The 15,666-nt window shown below is 65.9% G+C and carries 12 protein-coding genes; 1 reads left to right on the top strand and 11 read right to left on the bottom strand.

Features of this window, described 5'->3' with window-relative positions:
* Positions 1-17: 17 nt before the first annotated feature.
* The 8 genes from C4S73_RS02660 to C4S73_RS02625 form a co-directional block, all read right to left on the bottom strand.
* Complete coding sequence (locus C4S73_RS02660) at positions 18-1,340, bottom strand: glucose-6-phosphate isomerase (protein ID WP_103870892.1); 1,323 nt, start codon at positions 1,338-1,340, stop codon at positions 18-20.
* A 44-nt stretch (positions 1,341-1,384) separates the two neighbouring features.
* Positions 1,385-2,680, bottom strand: coding sequence for a M16 family metallopeptidase (locus tag C4S73_RS02655; RefSeq protein WP_103870891.1), 1,296 nt, complete (start codon positions 2,678-2,680; stop codon positions 1,385-1,387).
* 57 nt (positions 2,681-2,737) lie between these two features.
* Positions 2,738-4,021, bottom strand: coding sequence for a M16 family metallopeptidase (locus C4S73_RS02650; RefSeq protein ID WP_103870890.1), 1,284 nt, complete (start codon positions 4,019-4,021; stop codon positions 2,738-2,740).
* Between the two features lie 184 nt (positions 4,022-4,205).
* Positions 4,206-4,856, bottom strand: a complete 651-nt coding sequence (locus C4S73_RS02645) for a hypothetical protein (protein ID WP_103870889.1) — start codon at positions 4,854-4,856, stop codon at positions 4,206-4,208.
* A gap of 74 nt (positions 4,857-4,930) precedes the next feature.
* Entirely contained in the window at positions 4,931-5,413 is a 483-nt protein-coding gene (gene lspA / locus C4S73_RS02640) for a signal peptidase II (RefSeq protein ID WP_103870888.1), read from the bottom strand.
* Complete coding sequence (gene ileS, locus C4S73_RS02635; protein WP_103870887.1) at positions 5,410-8,409, bottom strand: isoleucine--tRNA ligase; 3,000 nt, start codon at positions 8,407-8,409, stop codon at positions 5,410-5,412. Before ileS ends, lspA begins: the two co-directional genes overlap by 4 nt.
* 373 nt (positions 8,410-8,782) lie before the next feature.
* Positions 8,783-9,766: a bifunctional riboflavin kinase/FAD synthetase gene (locus tag C4S73_RS02630; protein WP_103870886.1), complete on the bottom strand. Its 984-nt coding sequence runs from the start codon at positions 9,764-9,766 to the stop codon at positions 8,783-8,785.
* 137 nt (positions 9,767-9,903) lie between these two features.
* Positions 9,904-10,347 carry a MaoC family dehydratase gene (locus C4S73_RS02625; RefSeq protein ID WP_103870885.1) on the bottom strand — a complete coding sequence of 148 codons (444 nt, stop codon included), beginning with the start codon at positions 10,345-10,347 and terminating at the stop codon, positions 9,904-9,906.
* 272 nt (positions 10,348-10,619) lie between these two features.
* Here C4S73_RS02625 and C4S73_RS02620 point away from each other — a divergent pair, with 272 nt between their 5' ends.
* A complete protein-coding gene (locus C4S73_RS02620) occupies positions 10,620-11,003 on the top strand; it encodes a response regulator (RefSeq protein WP_103870884.1) in 384 nt (127 codons plus the stop codon).
* Between the two features lie 168 nt (positions 11,004-11,171).
* Here the strand turns inward: C4S73_RS02620 and C4S73_RS02615 are convergent, their stop codons facing one another.
* The 3 genes from C4S73_RS02615 to C4S73_RS02605 form a co-directional block, all read right to left on the bottom strand.
* Entirely contained in the window at positions 11,172-12,038 is an 867-nt protein-coding gene (locus C4S73_RS02615; protein WP_103870883.1) for a TIGR01459 family HAD-type hydrolase, read from the bottom strand.
* A gap of 108 nt (positions 12,039-12,146) precedes the next feature.
* Entirely contained in the window at positions 12,147-13,631 is a 1,485-nt protein-coding gene (locus C4S73_RS02610; RefSeq protein WP_146071253.1) for an EAL domain-containing protein, read from the bottom strand.
* 156 nt (positions 13,632-13,787) lie between these two features.
* Entirely contained in the window at positions 13,788-15,587 is a 1,800-nt protein-coding gene (locus C4S73_RS02605) for a tetratricopeptide repeat protein (protein WP_103870881.1), read from the bottom strand.
* Between the last annotated feature and the right edge of the window lie 79 nt (positions 15,588-15,666).

Here is a 15,666-nt window from a genome sequence, read left to right as displayed (position 1 = left end):
GACCGGCGACGAATCGTTCAGCTGCGCCCTTCGGCAAGATAGCGCTTGGCGAGGAGTTTCGCTTCCTCGACCGCCGGCTGATCGAAGGGATCAACACCCATCGCGTAACCGGTCAGGATCGTCTCCAGCATGAAATGCATCAGCAATTCGCCGTGAACGGTCTCGTCGATGTGGTCGGTATGGAAGCGCCGCACCGAACAGCCGTTCTTGGCGAAGGTGTCGATCATCGCGACGCCCTGGGCCGCCACGAGATCGCCAATGGTCTTGCCGGCGAAATCATCCTGCCCGATCTTGCCGGCCAGGCCCGCATCGATCTTGGGGCCCTTGCCCTTGGCGCCGACCGTCAGGACCGTGAAGAACTTGTCCTTGGGACCGGCGAGATAGAGCTGCTGCTGCGAATGCTGGTCGACGGGTCCAAGCGCGCCGACGGGCTGCGTCCCCTGCCCGTCCTTGCCGAGGCTCTCGGCCCAGAGCTGCATCCACCAGCGCGTCAGCAGCGCCAGCTTGTCGGCATAGGGCATCAGCACGGCGATGTTCTTGCCCGAACGCATGGCCGCGAGATGCAGGGCAGCCCCGATGGCAGCGGGCGTCTCGCGAACGCTCTTGCCCGCCAGCACGGGGGCGACGGCCTTGGCGGCACCGGCACGGAGAGCCTCGATGTTCAAACCGAGGGCGGCAGCCGGCAGCAGGCCGCAATTGGTCAGGACGGAATAACGGCCACCGATATCGGTGTGGTGTTCGAGAAAGGGCACGCCGAAGGGTTCGAGCAGCGCCCGCAGAGGATGCAGCTTGCCGGGCTTGGCAGGCTCGGACAGGCCCTGGAAGCGCTCGCCGATCTCGCCATCGCTCAAGCCGGCCGCACGCATGGCGGTGATCACGGCGATGCTCTGCAGCAATGTCTCGCCGGTGCCGCCCGATTTCGAGATCGCGACGCATTTCGTCGTCGCGAAGGGCAGATCGGCAAGGAGCTTCGAATAGGTCTCCGGGTCGAGATTATCGATGAAATGCACGCGCGGGTCAGGCGCGAAGCGTGAAATGCCGCTGATGCCGTAATCGGCAAGCTGCGCCAGCGTCTGACCGCCGAGGCTGGAGCCACCGGTGCCGAGCACAAGGATATCCGTCGCGCCCTGCTTCAAGCGCTTTGCCGCGGCATGGACCGGCGGCAGATCGGCGGTGTCGGACGGCAAGTGCAGCAGCGGCAGCGAACGATCGTCAGCCTGCCCCTTCAGCCTTGCCAGCGCGGGCGCCACATCCGCCAGCGCCTTCTCGAAAGCCGCATCGGGAATGCCCCCTTTGCCGACCTTGGATTCGAGCGCGAGATCGAAGCTTTGCTGGAGCATTGGAGACAATCCGTCACTAGGCGGTGGAGGATGGGAAGCAGGTTTCAGACCAGGCCGGCCGGGCGGCCGACGGCCTGAACGAGCAGGCGCGGATCGCCGAAGAGGCGCTGGGCGACGCGCTGGACATCGGCCAGCGTCACGGCTGCGAAAAGCTGGTTGCGCTCCGCCAGGAACTCGGGCTCGAAGCCGTTGATCGCAAGGCCGAGCAATTCCGCCGCGATCTTGGGCGAGGTGTCGAAGCGCAGCGGGTAGGAGCCGATGATGTAGTTCTTGGCTTCCTGGACCTCATGCTCGCTGGGGCCTTCATTCGCGAGCTTGGCCATCTCCTCGCGGATGACGACAAGCGATTCCGCGGCGCGATCGTTGCGCGTCGCCGTGCCGCCGACCAGCATCGCGCCTTCGCGCAGCGGCAGCAGACTGGAGGAGACGCCATAGGCGAGGCCGCGCTTCTCGCGCACTTCGAGAAACAGGCGCGAGGTGAAGGCCGAACCGCCGAGGATATGATTGAGCACGTTGCCCGCGATGAAGTCAGGATCGTGCCGCATCAGGCCCGGGCCGACGAAACGCAGCACGGTCTGCGGCACGTCGAGATCGATGACATGGGTCTGGCCGAGGCCCTGGATGGGCAGGGCCTCGCCCGGCAGCGCGCGCGGCGTTCCGACCGGCAACGCGCCAAAGATCTGATCGAGACGCGCCGACAGTTCCTCAGGCGTGATATCGCCGACGACGACCACCTTCAGGCCGGCACGGCTCAGGAAATTGCGCGACAGGGTCTTCAGCGCAGCCGGCTCAAGCCGCGAGACGCTGTCGACATCGCCCTTTTCGGGGCGGCCATAGGCGTGGCCGGGATAGGCGGCGGCGAAGAGCGCGTTGCGGCAGAGCGTTTCGGGATTCTGCGCCTGGCGTTGCAGGCCGGCGATGATCTGGGACTTCACCCGCGCGACCGCGTCAGTGTCGAAGCGCGGCGCGTTGACGGCAAGCGCGAGCAAATCGAAGGCGGTGTCGCGATGGCGCGACAGCGTCTGGAGATGCCCATGGAAATCGTCGCGGCGGGCGTCGAAACCCAGGCTGATGGCATGGTCGGCCATCTTGCCCTGGAACGCCTCGGCATCGAGATCGCCCGCGCCCTCGTCCAACAGGCCGGAGATCAGATAGGCGCTGCCGGCGGCATTTTCTGGATCACGCGCCGCGCCGCCATCGAAGGCGAAGTCGACGGCGATCAGCGGCAGGCTGTGCTCCTCAACCAGCCAGGCTTCGACCCCGGCGGGAGAGCGGATTTTCTGCACGGCGACCGAGGGGCCGGCAAGCGTCGAAAGAGCGGCTGGGATGGGCGCGTTCATGTCGCTTCCTGTCGGCGGGAGTACATCGCCCCGCCTGTTCAAGATGGAGCAGTCCGGTCAGGCCGGCAGCAGAAGGCCGGTGACCGAGCGGTCGGGCCGGAGATAGCGACGGGCCGCCTCGACAACGGCGTCGCGCGACACCGCCTCGATACGCTCGGGCCAGGCCAGAACGTCCGCGACCGTCTCGCCGACCGCCAGGGAGGAGCCGAAGATGCGAGCCAGCGAGGACTGGCTGTCGCGGGCGAAGATCGTCTCGGCCACCAGCCGCGTGCGGGCACGGGCTAATTCGAGTTCGCTGGGACCGTCAGCGAGAAAGGCTGCCAGCGCCGCATCGAGCCCAGCCTCCAGCGCCGCCATCTCGACGCCGGGTCGCGGGCTCGCCGAAAGCTGGAAGGCGGCGCGATCGACCATCGAGCCCATGAAATAGGCGTTGGCGCCCGCGGCAAGTTCGTCCTCGACGCAAAGCTTGCGATAGAGCCGCGACGTCGTGCCGCCGCCGAGGATCTCGGCCACGATTTCCAGCGCGAAGACCTCGTTGCGGTCGCCACTCGTGTAGGTGGGTGTCAGCCAGCCGCGCCTGAGCGAGGGCTGGTGCACGCGGGGATCGTTTAGGGTCACGCGACGCGAGGCGCGCGGATCGGGCTCGATCGGGCGGTTGCGGACCGGCGGCGCGCCGCGTGCGGCGATCGCGCCATAGGTCTCTTCGGCGAGCTTGCGCACCTCCGCGGCCTCGACATCGCCGGCAACCACGAGGATCGCGTTCTCGGGTGTGTAGAAGCGCTGATAGTAGGTGAAGGCGTCGTCGCGGCTCAAGCCCTCGATCTCGTGCTCCCAACCGATGATCGGCGTGCCGTAAGGGTGGTGCACGAAGAGCGCGGAGGAGAACTCCTCGCCGAGTTGAGCTGCCGGGTCGGAATCGACGCGCATGCGGCGTTCTTCCAGCACGACGTCGCGCTCGGGTCCGACGACGCTTTCATCGAAGGCCAGCCCGGTCATCCGGTCGGCCTCGTAATCCATCATCGCGCGCAGATGCTCCTTCGGCACACGCTGGAAATAGGCGGTGTAGTCGAAGGAGGTGAAGGCGTTCTCCTGGCCGCCGAAGCCGGCGACGATCTTGGAGAACTCGCCGGCCGGCCAGCGCGCGGTGCCCTTGAACATCAGATGCTCGAGGAAATGCGCGATGCCGGACTTAGCCGCCGGATCATCCGCGGAGCCGTTGCGATACCAGACCATGTGGGTGACGATCGGCGCGCGCCTGTCGGGCACAACCACGACATCCATCCCATTGCCGAGCCGGAACGATTCGACCGGCTGGGCGGCCTGGGATTGGCGCGAATGCATGTTCACCTGAAGCCGTCTCCATGAATCGCAATGGAATGAATCGCAACGGATCGAGAATCGCAATGGATCGTGCGGGAAGACATCCCGTCGCTCAGGACATAGTGCTGCAGCTCCGGCGGCGCCAGAGCCCGGCTGCCGATTGGCGACCGCTCGTTTCCACCGACGCGGAACGAGCGGCTGCGTCTTACTGCATGACCGGGCCGGCGCCCGTCGCGAATTCACGCTGACCGACCGCCTGCTTGTCCTCGACCGGGCCACCCTGGCCGGGGCCAAGCGCCGCGCTGCCGGCGGGACGACGATAGCCGACAGGAGGCTCGGACAGCAGGCGCCGCGGCGGCTCCTGGCCATAGGCGAGCGTGTCGATCTCGGTCTGGTTGCGGCGGGAGGCAACTTCCTTGCCGATCCGGATCGGAGCGATCTGGTTGTTGTAGTTGCTATGCTCCTCAACCGTCATCGGCGCCTCTTCGCCACGGGCGATCCGGCCACGCCGCAGCTCTTCCTGGCTGAGCATCGGGTTGTTGCGATACGCCTCCTTCGTTCCCGCCGGAACGCGGGCAGCGGCGCTGTCGGCGCGCCTCTTGGCAACGTCGGGGTCGTTGGGCCAGGCGGCATTGCGCGTGCTCGAAGGCTCCTGCGGGCGCGGCAAGGCCGAACCGGGGGGAACGACGAGCGGCGGGCGCTGACGATATTCGATCGAGTCGTCGGCACCGCCAGTGCCGATGACGCCCTTCATCAGATTCTGAAAAAGGACGCCTTCCTGCGCGAAAGCCGGCGACGCAGCGAGCAGAAGCCCGCCGGCCAGCAGAAGATGCGTCACGCGGGTGCGATGAGCCATGTCAAATCTCCCTCGGGAAAATCTCATCCCCGTCTCAACCCTAGACGAACGGCAAAACGATGGCGGAACCCAGGTTAAGCCATCTTTTCAGCATTCGGACGGAAGGACTCATATAGCAGACCGAGCACCCCGACAACGATGGCCGCATCAGCGATGTTGAAGATGTACCAGCTGAAGCTGCCGTAATAGAGGTGCACGAAGTCGACGACCGCCCCGTAAACCGCGCGGTCAACGCCGTTTCCGAGCGCGCCGCCGATGATCAGCGCAAGGCTCACCACCGTCAGGCGGCCCTCGGCGCGCCACATCCAGCGCCACAGCCAGATGGCCGCCATGAAGGACACGACGACCAGGAACCAGCGCCCGATCATGCCATCCTGCTGGAACAGCCCGTAGGAGATGCCGCGATTCCAGGCGAGCACGATGTCCATGAAGGGCGTGACCGCGAACGGGCCGGTCTCGGCCAGCCGCACCCCGAAGAGCAGCCATAGCTTGAGCGCCTGGTCGGCCAGGAAGACGATGGCCACGATCGCAAGCCCCAGACGACGCACTGGGCTCATCGCGCATGCTTCCCGAGTTCGCGCAGCGCCTTGGCATCGCGCGCGGTCACCTCGGGATAGGCCGGATCGGCCGTCGCTGGATCGAAATATTTCCACGACCGGGCGCATTTCACGCCCGGCGCGCGGGTCGAAACCACCGCGACGCCCGGGACATCAGCCAGACGGAAGGCGTCTTCGGGCCCCTCGCCGGCAATGATCGCAATGCCCGAGGTGATGCTGATCTCGGCGAGATCGAGCCCCGACAGGGCCGCATGCAGGTCAGGATCGCTGATGAAGACGGTCGGCGCCGCTTCCAGCGAGGAGCCGATGCGCTTGCCCGCCCGCTCCAGCTCCAGCGCGCCGGTGACGACGCGACGGACGCGGCGGATCTTGCTCCAGCGCTCGGCGAGTTCCGGATCGAGCCAGCTTTCGGGTGCCTCGGCGAAGAGTTCGAGATGGACGGAGCCGTCCAGACCCTTCAGCTCGGGATAACGCTCCAGCCAGGCCTCCTCGGTCGTGAAGACCAGGATCGGCGCCAGCCAGGTGGCGAGGCAACGGAAAAGATGGTCGACGACCGTCAGCGCGCTCTTGCGAACATGGCTCGACAGGGGATCGCAATAGAGCGCGTCCTTGCGGATGTCGAAATAGAACGCCGAAAGCTCGGTATTCATGAACTGCGAGAGCAGGTTTACGACCTTCTTGTAGTCGTAGGTGCGATAGGCATCCGCGACCTGGGGCCCGAGTTCGGCCAGCCGGTGCAGCATCAGCCGCTCCAGCTCCGGCATCGAGGCAGGCTCCTCGACACGGGTATGCTCGCTGAAATGGGCGAGCGTGCCGAGCATCCAGCGGGTGGTGTTGCGCAGCTTGCGATAGGTCTCGACGAAGGTCTTGAGGATCTCCTTGCCGATGCGCAGATCGTCGGAATAATCCGACGCTGCCACCCAGAGGCGCAGGATGTCGGCGCCGCTGTCCTTGATGACGTCCTGCGGCGCGGTGACGTTGCCTTTCGACTTCGACATCTTCTCGCCCTTCTCGTCCAGGCAGAAGCCGTGGGTCAGGACGATGTCATAGGGCGCGCGGCCGCGCGTGCCGCAGCTTTCGAGCAGGCTCGAATGGAACCAGCCGCGATGCTGGTCGGAGCCTTCGAGATACATCACGCGGTCGTTGCCGCCGTCGCCACGCCGGCGGGCGCGCAGATCGGGCCGCTTCTCCAGCGTGAAGGCATGGGTCGAGCCTGAATCGAACCAGACGTCGAGCACGTCGGTGACGCGCTCGTATTTCGCGGGCTCGTAGCCGAAAGGCGCAAGGAAGCGCGCGCCGTCGGTGTCGGTGAACCAGGCGTCGGCGCCCTCAGCCTCGAAGGCGGCGGCGATGGCTGCATTGACCCTGGCATCGACCAGGATCGCAGAGGTTTCCTTCTCGACGAAGACCGTGATCGGGACGCCCCAGGCGCGCTGGCGCGAGACCACCCAGTCGGGGCGGTTGGCGATCATGCCGTTGATGCGGTTCTCGCCGGCGGCGGGAACCCACTGGGTCTCCTGGATCGCCCGCAGCGCGCGGTTGCGGAGCGTGTCGACATTGCCGCCGAGCGATGGGGCGATCTCGCCGATGCCGGTGGGAGACGGAGCCTCGCCGATCGCCTTGTCCATGGCGATGAACCATTGCGGCGTGTTGCGGAAGATCACCGGCTTCTTCGAGCGCCAGCTATGCGGATACTGGTGCTTCAGGCGGCCGCGCGCGACGAGATTTCCAGAGGCGGCAAGCGCCTTGATGACGACCTCGTTGGCGTTGCCCTTCTCGCCCTTGTCGGTGATGACCTGAGCCCCCTCAAAGCCTGGGGCATCCCTGGTGAAGCGGCCATCGGCATCGACGGTGTAGGGAATGTGGGTCTCGATGCCGCGTGCCTGCAACTGGCGGCCATTGGCCATCCAGATGTCGAAGTCCTCGCGGCCGTGACCGGGCGCGGTGTGGACAAAGCCCGTACCGGCCTCGTCGGTGACATGGTCGCCGTCGAGCAGGGGCACGTCGAAGTCGTAGCCATTGCCGCGCAGGGGGTGGGCTGCGGTCAGATCGGCGAGGCTTGCCGCATCGACATCGCGAACCAGTTCGAAGGCGTCGACCTTGGCCGCCTTGAACACGGACTCTGCCAGGTTCTTGGCGAGCACATAGGTCGCGCCGACCTTGGCCCAGTTCTGCTCGGGCGCCGCGGTGACGCGGTAAAGGCCATAGGCGATCTTGTGGTGGAAGGAGATCGCGCGGTTGCCCGGCATCGTCCAGGGCGTGGTCGTCCAGATGACAACGGAGGTGCCGGCCAGCAGGTCTTCGCCCAGCACCGGAAACGCCACGAACACCGTGTCGCTGACATGCTCCTCGTATTCGACCTCGGCCTCGGCGAGCGCGGTCTTCTCGACCACCGACCACATCACCGGCTTGGAGCCGCGATAGAGTTGCGCCGTCTCGGCGAACTTCATGATCTCGCGGGCGATCTGCGCTTCCGCGCCATAGGCCATGGTCAGATAGGGATCGGCCCAGTCGCCCTCGACCCCCAGCCGCTTGAATTCGTTGCGCTGGATATCGACCCAGCTCTCGGCGAAGGCGCGGCATTCCCGGCGGAACTCGACGACATCAACGTCATCCTTGTTCAGCCCCTTTGCGCGATACTGCTCCTCGATCTTCCATTCGATCGGCAGGCCATGGCAGTCCCAGCCGGGCACATAATTTGAGTCGTGGCCGAGCATCTGCTGCGAGCGCACGACGAGGTCCTTGAGGATCTTGTTGAGCGCATGGCCGATATGGATGTTGCCGTTCGCATAGGGAGGGCCGTCATGCAGTATGAAGCGGTCCCGTCCCTTCGCCGCCTCGCGCAGCTTGCGGTAGAGGTCCATCCTGGCCCAGCGCGCCAGCAGTTCCGGCTCGCGCTGCGGCAGGCCGGCACGCATCGGGAACTCGGTCTGCGGCAGGAACAGCGTCTGCGAATAATCGACGGCGGCGGCCTTGTCGGCGGTATTTTCGGTCATTTCGGGTCCGGCTCGGGGCAATGCGGACAAGCGGGCCATGTCAAAAGGCGCTGCGCTGGTCCATCCGTGAAACTCAGGGGAAGGCGATGGTCATCCCGGCTTGCGCGGCGCCCGCGCCGGTCTAGCGCGAGGCGGCAGCCGGGCCCGTAATTCGCCGGTCAATGCTTCTTGTCTTGGCGCGGAACGAGGTCATCACGGGCTTCTTGATCACAACTGCTCTGTCAGGAACCTCTTCGTCATCCTGGCCGCAGCGAAGCGGAGCGCCGGGATCCATCGGAGGGTACTGAGCTCTACGATAGATCCCGGGTCGATCTACGATCGCCCAGGATGACGGACGCGGTCTTGAATTCCAGCCTGCTTTAGCAAAGGCGCGTTAGGGAAGGAAGGGCGCTGTCTTCGTCAGGATGTCGCGTGCGCGGACGCTGTCGGCATCCATCTGCACGATCAGCGCATCGAGCGTATCGAACTTCGCCTCGCCGCGCAGCCATTCGACCAGCGCGACATCGACCTGTTTGCCATAGAGATCGCCGGAGAAATCGAAGACGAAGGTTTCGAGCCGGGGCGCACCGTCATCGAAGGTCGGGCGGCTGCCGAAGCTTGCGACCCCGTCATGCCAGACACCGTCGATCTTCATCCGCACCGCATAGATGCCGTAGCGCAGCTTGCAGTCGCGAGCGAGATGCATGTTGGCAGTGGGATAGCCGAGATCGCGGCCGCGCTTGTCGCCATGGGCGATGACACCGCGCACGAACCAGGGCCGGCCCAGAAAATCGGCGGCACGGGCGACATCGCCCTGCTCCAGCGCCGTGCGGATCAGGGTCGAGGAGACCGGCTCGCCGGCCCACGCATAGGGCGGCACCACGGTGACGGGAATGTTCGCGGCGCCCGCCCTCGCCTGCAGCATCTCCGGCGAGCCGGCGCGCCCCTGACCGAAATGGAAATCGTAGCCGCAGACCAGCCCGGCCGCGCCGAGCTTGCCGAACAGAAGCTCGTCGACGAAACGCTCGGCGCTGATCGCGGCGATAGAGCGGTCGAAGGGCAGGACGAAGGTCAGCGGCAGGCCGACGCGCCCGAGCAACTCGGTCTTCACCACCGGAGGCGTCAGGCGGAAGACCGGTTGATCCGGCCGGAACACGCTGCGCGGATGCGGCTCGAAGGTCAGCGCCGCAGCTGTCGTGCCCCGCTCCCGCGCCATGGCGACCGCGACCCGCGCCAGTTCGGCATGGCCGCGATGGACGCCGTCGAAATTGCCAAGCGCGAGGACCGCGCCGCGCAAGGCATCCGGGGCAGGTTTCTCGAGGTCGAGGACAAAGGCGGCATGCGCATCGTCCGGCTGCACATCAGCAGGGGATTTCATCGATCGAAAGCGTCCGACTGCCCGGGAAGCCCCGAGCCGGCACAGTCTTTGGCCTCAAGGCCGCGAAGGCGTCAAGCGCCGTCACCCGGTCCCCGCCTTGCATCGGGAGCAGGTAGGCCACGGGAACGGGCAAGCCCTCAGGCTTTCGCCCGGGTCGGAGGCATGGCGACCCAGGCCTCCCCTTCAAGCACGGCCTTGCCGTCGACCAGGCACTCGCAGAACAGCCGAGCCCGGCGACGCTCGGTCACCAGTTCCACCACCTCGACACGGGCGGTGACGACGTCGCCGATCTTGACCGGGGCAAGGAAGGTCAGCGTCTGCGAGAGATAGACCGCTCCGGGGCCGGGCAGGCGCGTGCCCAGCAGCGCCGAGACCAGGCTCGCGGTCAGCATGCCATGCGCGATGCGCTGGCCGAATTTGGTGTTGGCGGCGAAGCGGTCGCACAGATGGATCGGGTTGGCGTCTCCCGACAATTCGGCGAAGAGCGAAACGTCGCGCTCCATCACTGTCCGCATCAGGCTTTCGCTCTGGCCAAGGGCCAAATCCTCGAATGCATGGACATTGTACAGGGTGCTGTGCATCAGCCTTGCCCGTCTGGGCGCCGGTCGGGGCATTGCCGCGCCCGTGCGATTGATCTGTCGTGACACGAACATCTCGCAACTGCAGCATGAGCGCAATTGGACTTTGGTAACCGCCCTCGACGACCCGCGTGCCGCTGCGTCACTCCGGCATTGGATTAACCGCTTTGAAACGCCGCCCGGTTAAGAGGGTGGCCACTAGCCGCCGCCTTTCGTAAGGCGGCGCGGCGCAGGTATTGCCCAGCGCCGTAACCGTCTTTCCGTGGAGCAGTACAATGGCTCTAGACCCCTCCATGCCAATCTTGGTGGTCGACGACTATCAGACGATGGTCCGGATCATCCGCAATCTGCTGAAGCAGCTCGGCTTCGAGAATGTCGACGACGCATCCGACGGATCGACCGCCATCGCCAAGATGCGCGACAAGAAATACGGCCTCGTGATCTCCGACTGGAACATGGAGCCGATGACGGGTTTCGAGCTGCTGCAACGCGTCCGCGAGGAAGACACGCTGTCGCGCACGCCGTTCATCATCGTCACCGCCGAGTCGAAGACCGAGAACGTCATCGCGGCCAAGAAGGCCGGCGTGAACAACTATATCGTCAAGCCGTTCAACGCGCAGACGCTGAAATCGAAGATCGAGTCGGTCTGCCCGGCCTGACGGCCGCTTAAAATTCAGCCCTCATCCTGAGGAGCCGCGAAGCGGCGTCTCGAAGGATGATCCAGATGTTTCCGGAGCCCCTTCGAGCATCCTTCGAGACGCCACTCCTTGCGGACTGGCTCCTCAGGATGAGGGCTCAGTGAAGGGTCGCCTGCTTGGCAGCGGCCGTCACCAGACGAGATGCGGCAGCGCGTAGGCCGGACGGTGGCTCTGCTGCCCGAACCAGCCATGGCGCTCATCCCATGACGCTTCCATCAGATCCTGGGCGTGAATCCCGGCCAGCACCATGATGCCGGCCGCGCCGAAGGCCTCGGCGCCTGCAATATCGGTGCGGATCGCGTCGCCGACTGCGCAGACGCGGTCTCTCGCGATCGGCGCCCCACGCTTCTCCTCGGCGATTGCCAGCGCAAGCTCATAGATCGGCTTGTGCGGCTTGCCGGCATAGATGACCTTGCCGCCAATCTCCTCGTAAGCGAGCGCCACCGAGCCGGCACAGGGGACGATACGGCCGCCACGCTCGACCACGAGATCGGGATTGGCGCAGATCATGGTGAGGCCGCGCCCGGCAAAGCCCGTGAGCAGGTCGGCATAGGTCGCCGGCGTATCGGTCTCATCATCGAGCAGGCCGGTGCACAGCACGTAACCCGCCTTTTCCGGCTGAACTTCCGGAGCGTCGAGGCCGGCGATCAGCGGAAGATCGCGGTCCGGCCCGAGCCGGTACATCGGCTCGCCGGCGCGCGCCTGGATCAGCGCGCGGCAGACATCGCCCGAGGTCACGATCGCATCCCAGGCCGACTGCGGAACTCCGAACATCGCCAGTTGCGCGGCGATCAGTTCGCGCGGACGCGGCGCATTGGTGACCAGAACCACGCTGGTGCCGCGCTCGCGCATGGCAACCAGCGCATCGATCGCGCCGCGATGCGCCACGACACCGTTGTGAACGACACCCCAGACATCGCAAAGGCACAGATCGAAGCGGTCAGCGATCTCGGAAAAGCCCGATAAAGCGCGGGTGGCGGGGCTCTCTGACGACAAGACGGTTACTCCCTCTGGCTGGGTGACACCGCTCTAGAGCAGATGGAAACAAGAGGAAACCCGAACTCGGCATGCCCGGCTGCCGCGTTTCGCGGACCTTGCGCCTGTTCAGGCCGTGGCGCGGCGCAGCACCGAGCGGAACGGCAGGCGTTCGGGCTTCGGCTCGACCAGCCCCGCCCCGGTCGGCGCAATTGCGGGCGCGGGGTAGCCGACGATGTCGGCGGCTGGACGCGCCGGGATCTGCGCTGCTGGCAGGGGAGCCGGAGCAAGTTCGGCAGCCGCCTCGGGCTCGGCGAAGACCTCGGGCTTGACCGGGCGCGGCGGCGAGAAGACCAACCCTTGCGCCATGGTGACCCCAAGGTCGATCATGTCGGCAACGGTCGGGTTGTCCTCGATCCGTTCGGCAATCAGGACGATCGAGGCCCGTGCCAGCAGTGCCGAGAGATCGCCAGCGGCAATGTCGGTCGCCGTCTGGCCGCTGGCTTGGGCCGAGACCTGGGCCAGGAGCAGCTCGGCCGGCGCCTTGACGAAGCGAATGCCGCGATCGAACAGGGAAACGGGGTCGAGCCTGAGATCATTGAGCTGGTCGAGCGCAAAGCGCACGCCATTGGCAGACATGGCGCCCAGGAGGCCCAGGCTCGTCGGATCCAGCGCGCGGAAAACGCTCTGCGGCATCTCGACGACCAGATGGCCGGTATGCTCGCGATATTTGTCGAGAATGCGCGACAACGCCGCCAGAGCCTTCGACGAGTTCCAGGTCGCCGCGCTGAAATTGCAGGAGACGAAGATGCCGCCCTCTTTCGAGCCGAGATGGCGGGCGATTGCCAGTGCTCGCGTCAGCACGAGCGCATCGAGCGTCGGCCCGAAACCGCGTTCCTCGACCGTGGCGATGAACTCATGCGGCAAAAGCAGCGTGTTCTCGTCCAGCCTGAGGCGCACGAGCGCCTCATAGCCACGCGTGCGCCGCTGCGGCAGCTGGACGATCGGCTGCAGATGAACCTCGACGCGGCCTTCGGTGAGGGCTGCGCTGATCACGGCGGCCCGCTCACCGGCAGCGCGTTCCTCCGCGAGGCGAGCCGCTTCCGCCCGTTCGGCCGCCAGGGCCTCGATCCGCGCCTTGCGGGCCGCCTCCGGGTCGATCACGACCTCGGGCGCGGTCACGACCGGCGTCGGCGCGCGCGACAGGGACGTCAGTACATTGTCGTGATCAGACAATGTCGTCGCAACCTGGTGGATGAGATCGCCGAGCAGCCCGACCTCGGCGGTCAGCTCGTGGATCGCCGCGCGCGCTGGCGCCGCGTCGACATCGCGCATCGGCATCTGCTCGACGCGCTGCGACAGTGAATCGAGGCGGATCGCATTGGTCGCGAGCCTGACCTTGACCTCGCCGATCGCTGCCAGCACCTGCTCGCGCTGCGACTGGCCGCGCCGTTCCATGACCATCGCCGAACCGATCCATCCCGCGCCTGCCGCGAGCAGGCCCAGCCCAGAGCCCAGCCCGCTCGGCAGGAGAATGGTCACGACCGCGCCGATCGACAAACCGGTGACGGCGCTGGCGAGAGGGTGAAGGGCTTTCAGGCGGACAGGGGCCAAGGCAGCGTTCGCGCGGGAGGTTGATCGGGACGAAAACGAATCACAACGCTTTCGCTACATTAACCGGGCGTCTGACCTCATGCGAGCAATGCAGGTGCAAGCGACGCGCCAAATGCAAGAAAATTGGGGGAAGCGGCATCCTGGCGACCGCGAGCGCTATCGCAATCTCGTCTCGAGGCCGAGATCGCTCAGTATCCGATCGACGACCGGCCCGCTGAAGCCGCTGCGCGACAGATAGAGCCCCGGGTCCATGCCAAATAGCGGTGCCTTCGCGGACAGGTTTTTCAGCACCATTTCCAGCCCCCGCCGGTCCCCGCTATCAGCGGCCTGGAGAGCACGCCCCAGAAGGCTGAGGGGAGTGGAATCCGCGCCTAGCACCGCCGCAAAGGGTTCGGACGAGCGCCTCGCGCCGATCAGGCGGGCTCCGAGAAAAGCGAAGAAGTCATACCAGGACGGCCGCCCCGCGCTCAATTCGATCGCCCGCTCCAGCAGCGGAAGGCCCTCGGCAGGTCGGTTCAACTGAACGTAGCGCGCGCCGAGATCGGCCATGATGGCGGGATCATAGGGATTGCGGGTCAAGGCCTCACGCCCGGCCTTGATCGCCTCTTCGGTCGCCCCCCGCGCGAACAGCGCATCCATCATCGCCTGCTGCGCACGCGCGCTGGACGGCGCGAGCCGCACCGCCGTCACCGCAGCATTGAGAGCGCGGTCGAGCGGAGGTCCCGCCACCGGGTCGAGGCTGGATGCGTAGTCACCCAGGAGCAGGAACGTCAGCTGCGCCCAGGCAGGATAAAAGCCGGGCTCCTTTACGATCAGCTCCTCGATACAAGTCCGGGCACCGCCATAATCGTCCGCTTTCGGCGTACGCCGGTAGTCGAGGGCCTGGAAAATGCAGCTCATCACCGGAGACGCCGAATACTGACGGAAATCGGCATGAATGATGCCGAAGGGCTCCGCCAGCCTGATGGCGAGCCGACGCGCCCGCTCTGCCTGTTCCGGATCCTTGCCCGTCGGCAGGGCGCGGCTCGAAGAGGCCGTCCAGACGATGCGGTCATCCCGCACGGACCGCAGCCGACCGAAACCCTCGGCTGTGCCGTCGACCAACTGGGCGGTAATTTCGAACACATAATCGACATCAGGCGTCAAGGCAGAGCCCACTGGCGGGGTCTTGATCGTGACCAGATCGTCGAAACGCGCCATGGCGTCGACGAGCAGCCTGGAATACCGGCGCAGTGTTTCAGCAAGCTTCGGATCGGCTGGGACATCCGCCGCCGTGATCGCGATGACGATCAGATTGCTCGGCGATTGCGCGATGGGCGCGCGCGACGCAGTCGTTGCAGCGAGCGGTGCATGCGATTGGCGCTCGGGCTCAACCGGGCCGCTGGCGTGGAAAGCGAAGTACCAGGCCCCAAGCGCGATCAGCGCGATGGCGAGCCCAAGGATCGCCGCCGCAGGCCAGCGGCGGGATATGACGTCGTCGGCGACCTCTGCGGGCGAGGTGGAGATTTCGTCGGGCGATGCGGTTATCGACTCGTCCCTTGCAGGGGACGAAGACTCCCCGACCGGCTCAGTTCGGAGCCGATCGATTGGGGCGTTCTCTGTGAACTCGAAGACAGGGACATAGCCGCCGACCGGCATGGTGATCCGCACCGAATCCCCCTGCCCTTCGCCGGCATAATATTGGCCGAGCGTTCGCCGCAGGCGGCCGGCCTCGACCCGGACGATCGGGTCCGATTGCGGATCGAATTCCGCAGGGCGGCCGAGGGCCTCGACGGCGATCGTATAGCCTTTCAACTCGGAGCCGCGACCATCGATCGTGCGCTCCACGATGAAAGCGAGAAAGGCTGAAAGTTGCGGCGCGGCGCGGAATGCGTCGGCGGCAAGCACGCGCCGCAGGCCCGCGCGAATAGTCGCGACGGACTGCTCGTCCAGCCGTTCGGGAAGGCCGTCGGTCATAGGGGTCCGGTTCAGTTTGCTTCCCCCTACGCCTGAGACTACGCCATCCGCGACGCAACGTCACCCTGTTGCCGGCGAA

Source organism: Allobosea lathyri (assembly GCF_900108245.1).
GTDB lineage: Bacteria > Pseudomonadota > Alphaproteobacteria > Rhizobiales > Beijerinckiaceae > Allobosea > Allobosea lathyri.
The sequence above is the reverse complement of the archived record's forward strand: the minus strand, read 5'-3'. Positions and strand labels throughout refer to the sequence as shown.

What these genes read in the sequence shown, in the direction of transcription:
- C4S73_RS02660 (WP_103870892.1), bottom strand. Translation starts at nt 1,340, where the DNA reads ATGCTCCAGCAAAGCTTCGATCTCGCGCTCGAATCCAAGGTCGGCAAA.
- C4S73_RS02655 (WP_103870891.1), bottom strand. Translation starts at nt 2,680, where the DNA reads ATGAACGCGCCCATCCCAGCCGCTCTTTCGACGCTTGCCGGCCCCTCG.
- C4S73_RS02650 (WP_103870890.1), bottom strand. Translation starts at nt 4,021, where the DNA reads ATGCATTCGCGCCAATCCCAGGCCGCCCAGCCGGTCGAATCGTTCCGG.
- C4S73_RS02645 (WP_103870889.1), bottom strand. Translation starts at nt 4,856, where the DNA reads ATGGCTCATCGCACCCGCGTGACGCATCTTCTGCTGGCCGGCGGGCTT.
- lspA (WP_103870888.1), bottom strand. Translation starts at nt 5,413, where the DNA reads ATGAGCCCAGTGCGTCGTCTGGGGCTTGCGATCGTGGCCATCGTCTTC.
- ileS (WP_103870887.1), bottom strand. Translation starts at nt 8,409, where the DNA reads ATGACCGAAAATACCGCCGACAAGGCCGCCGCCGTCGATTATTCGCAG.
- C4S73_RS02630 (WP_103870886.1), bottom strand. Translation starts at nt 9,766, where the DNA reads ATGAAATCCCCTGCTGATGTGCAGCCGGACGATGCGCATGCCGCCTTT.
- C4S73_RS02625 (WP_103870885.1), bottom strand. Translation starts at nt 10,347, where the DNA reads ATGCACAGCACCCTGTACAATGTCCATGCATTCGAGGATTTGGCCCTT.
- C4S73_RS02620 (WP_103870884.1), top strand. Translation starts at nt 10,620, where the DNA reads ATGGCTCTAGACCCCTCCATGCCAATCTTGGTGGTCGACGACTATCAG.
- C4S73_RS02605 (WP_103870881.1), bottom strand. Translation starts at nt 15,587, where the DNA reads ATGACCGACGGCCTTCCCGAACGGCTGGACGAGCAGTCCGTCGCGACT.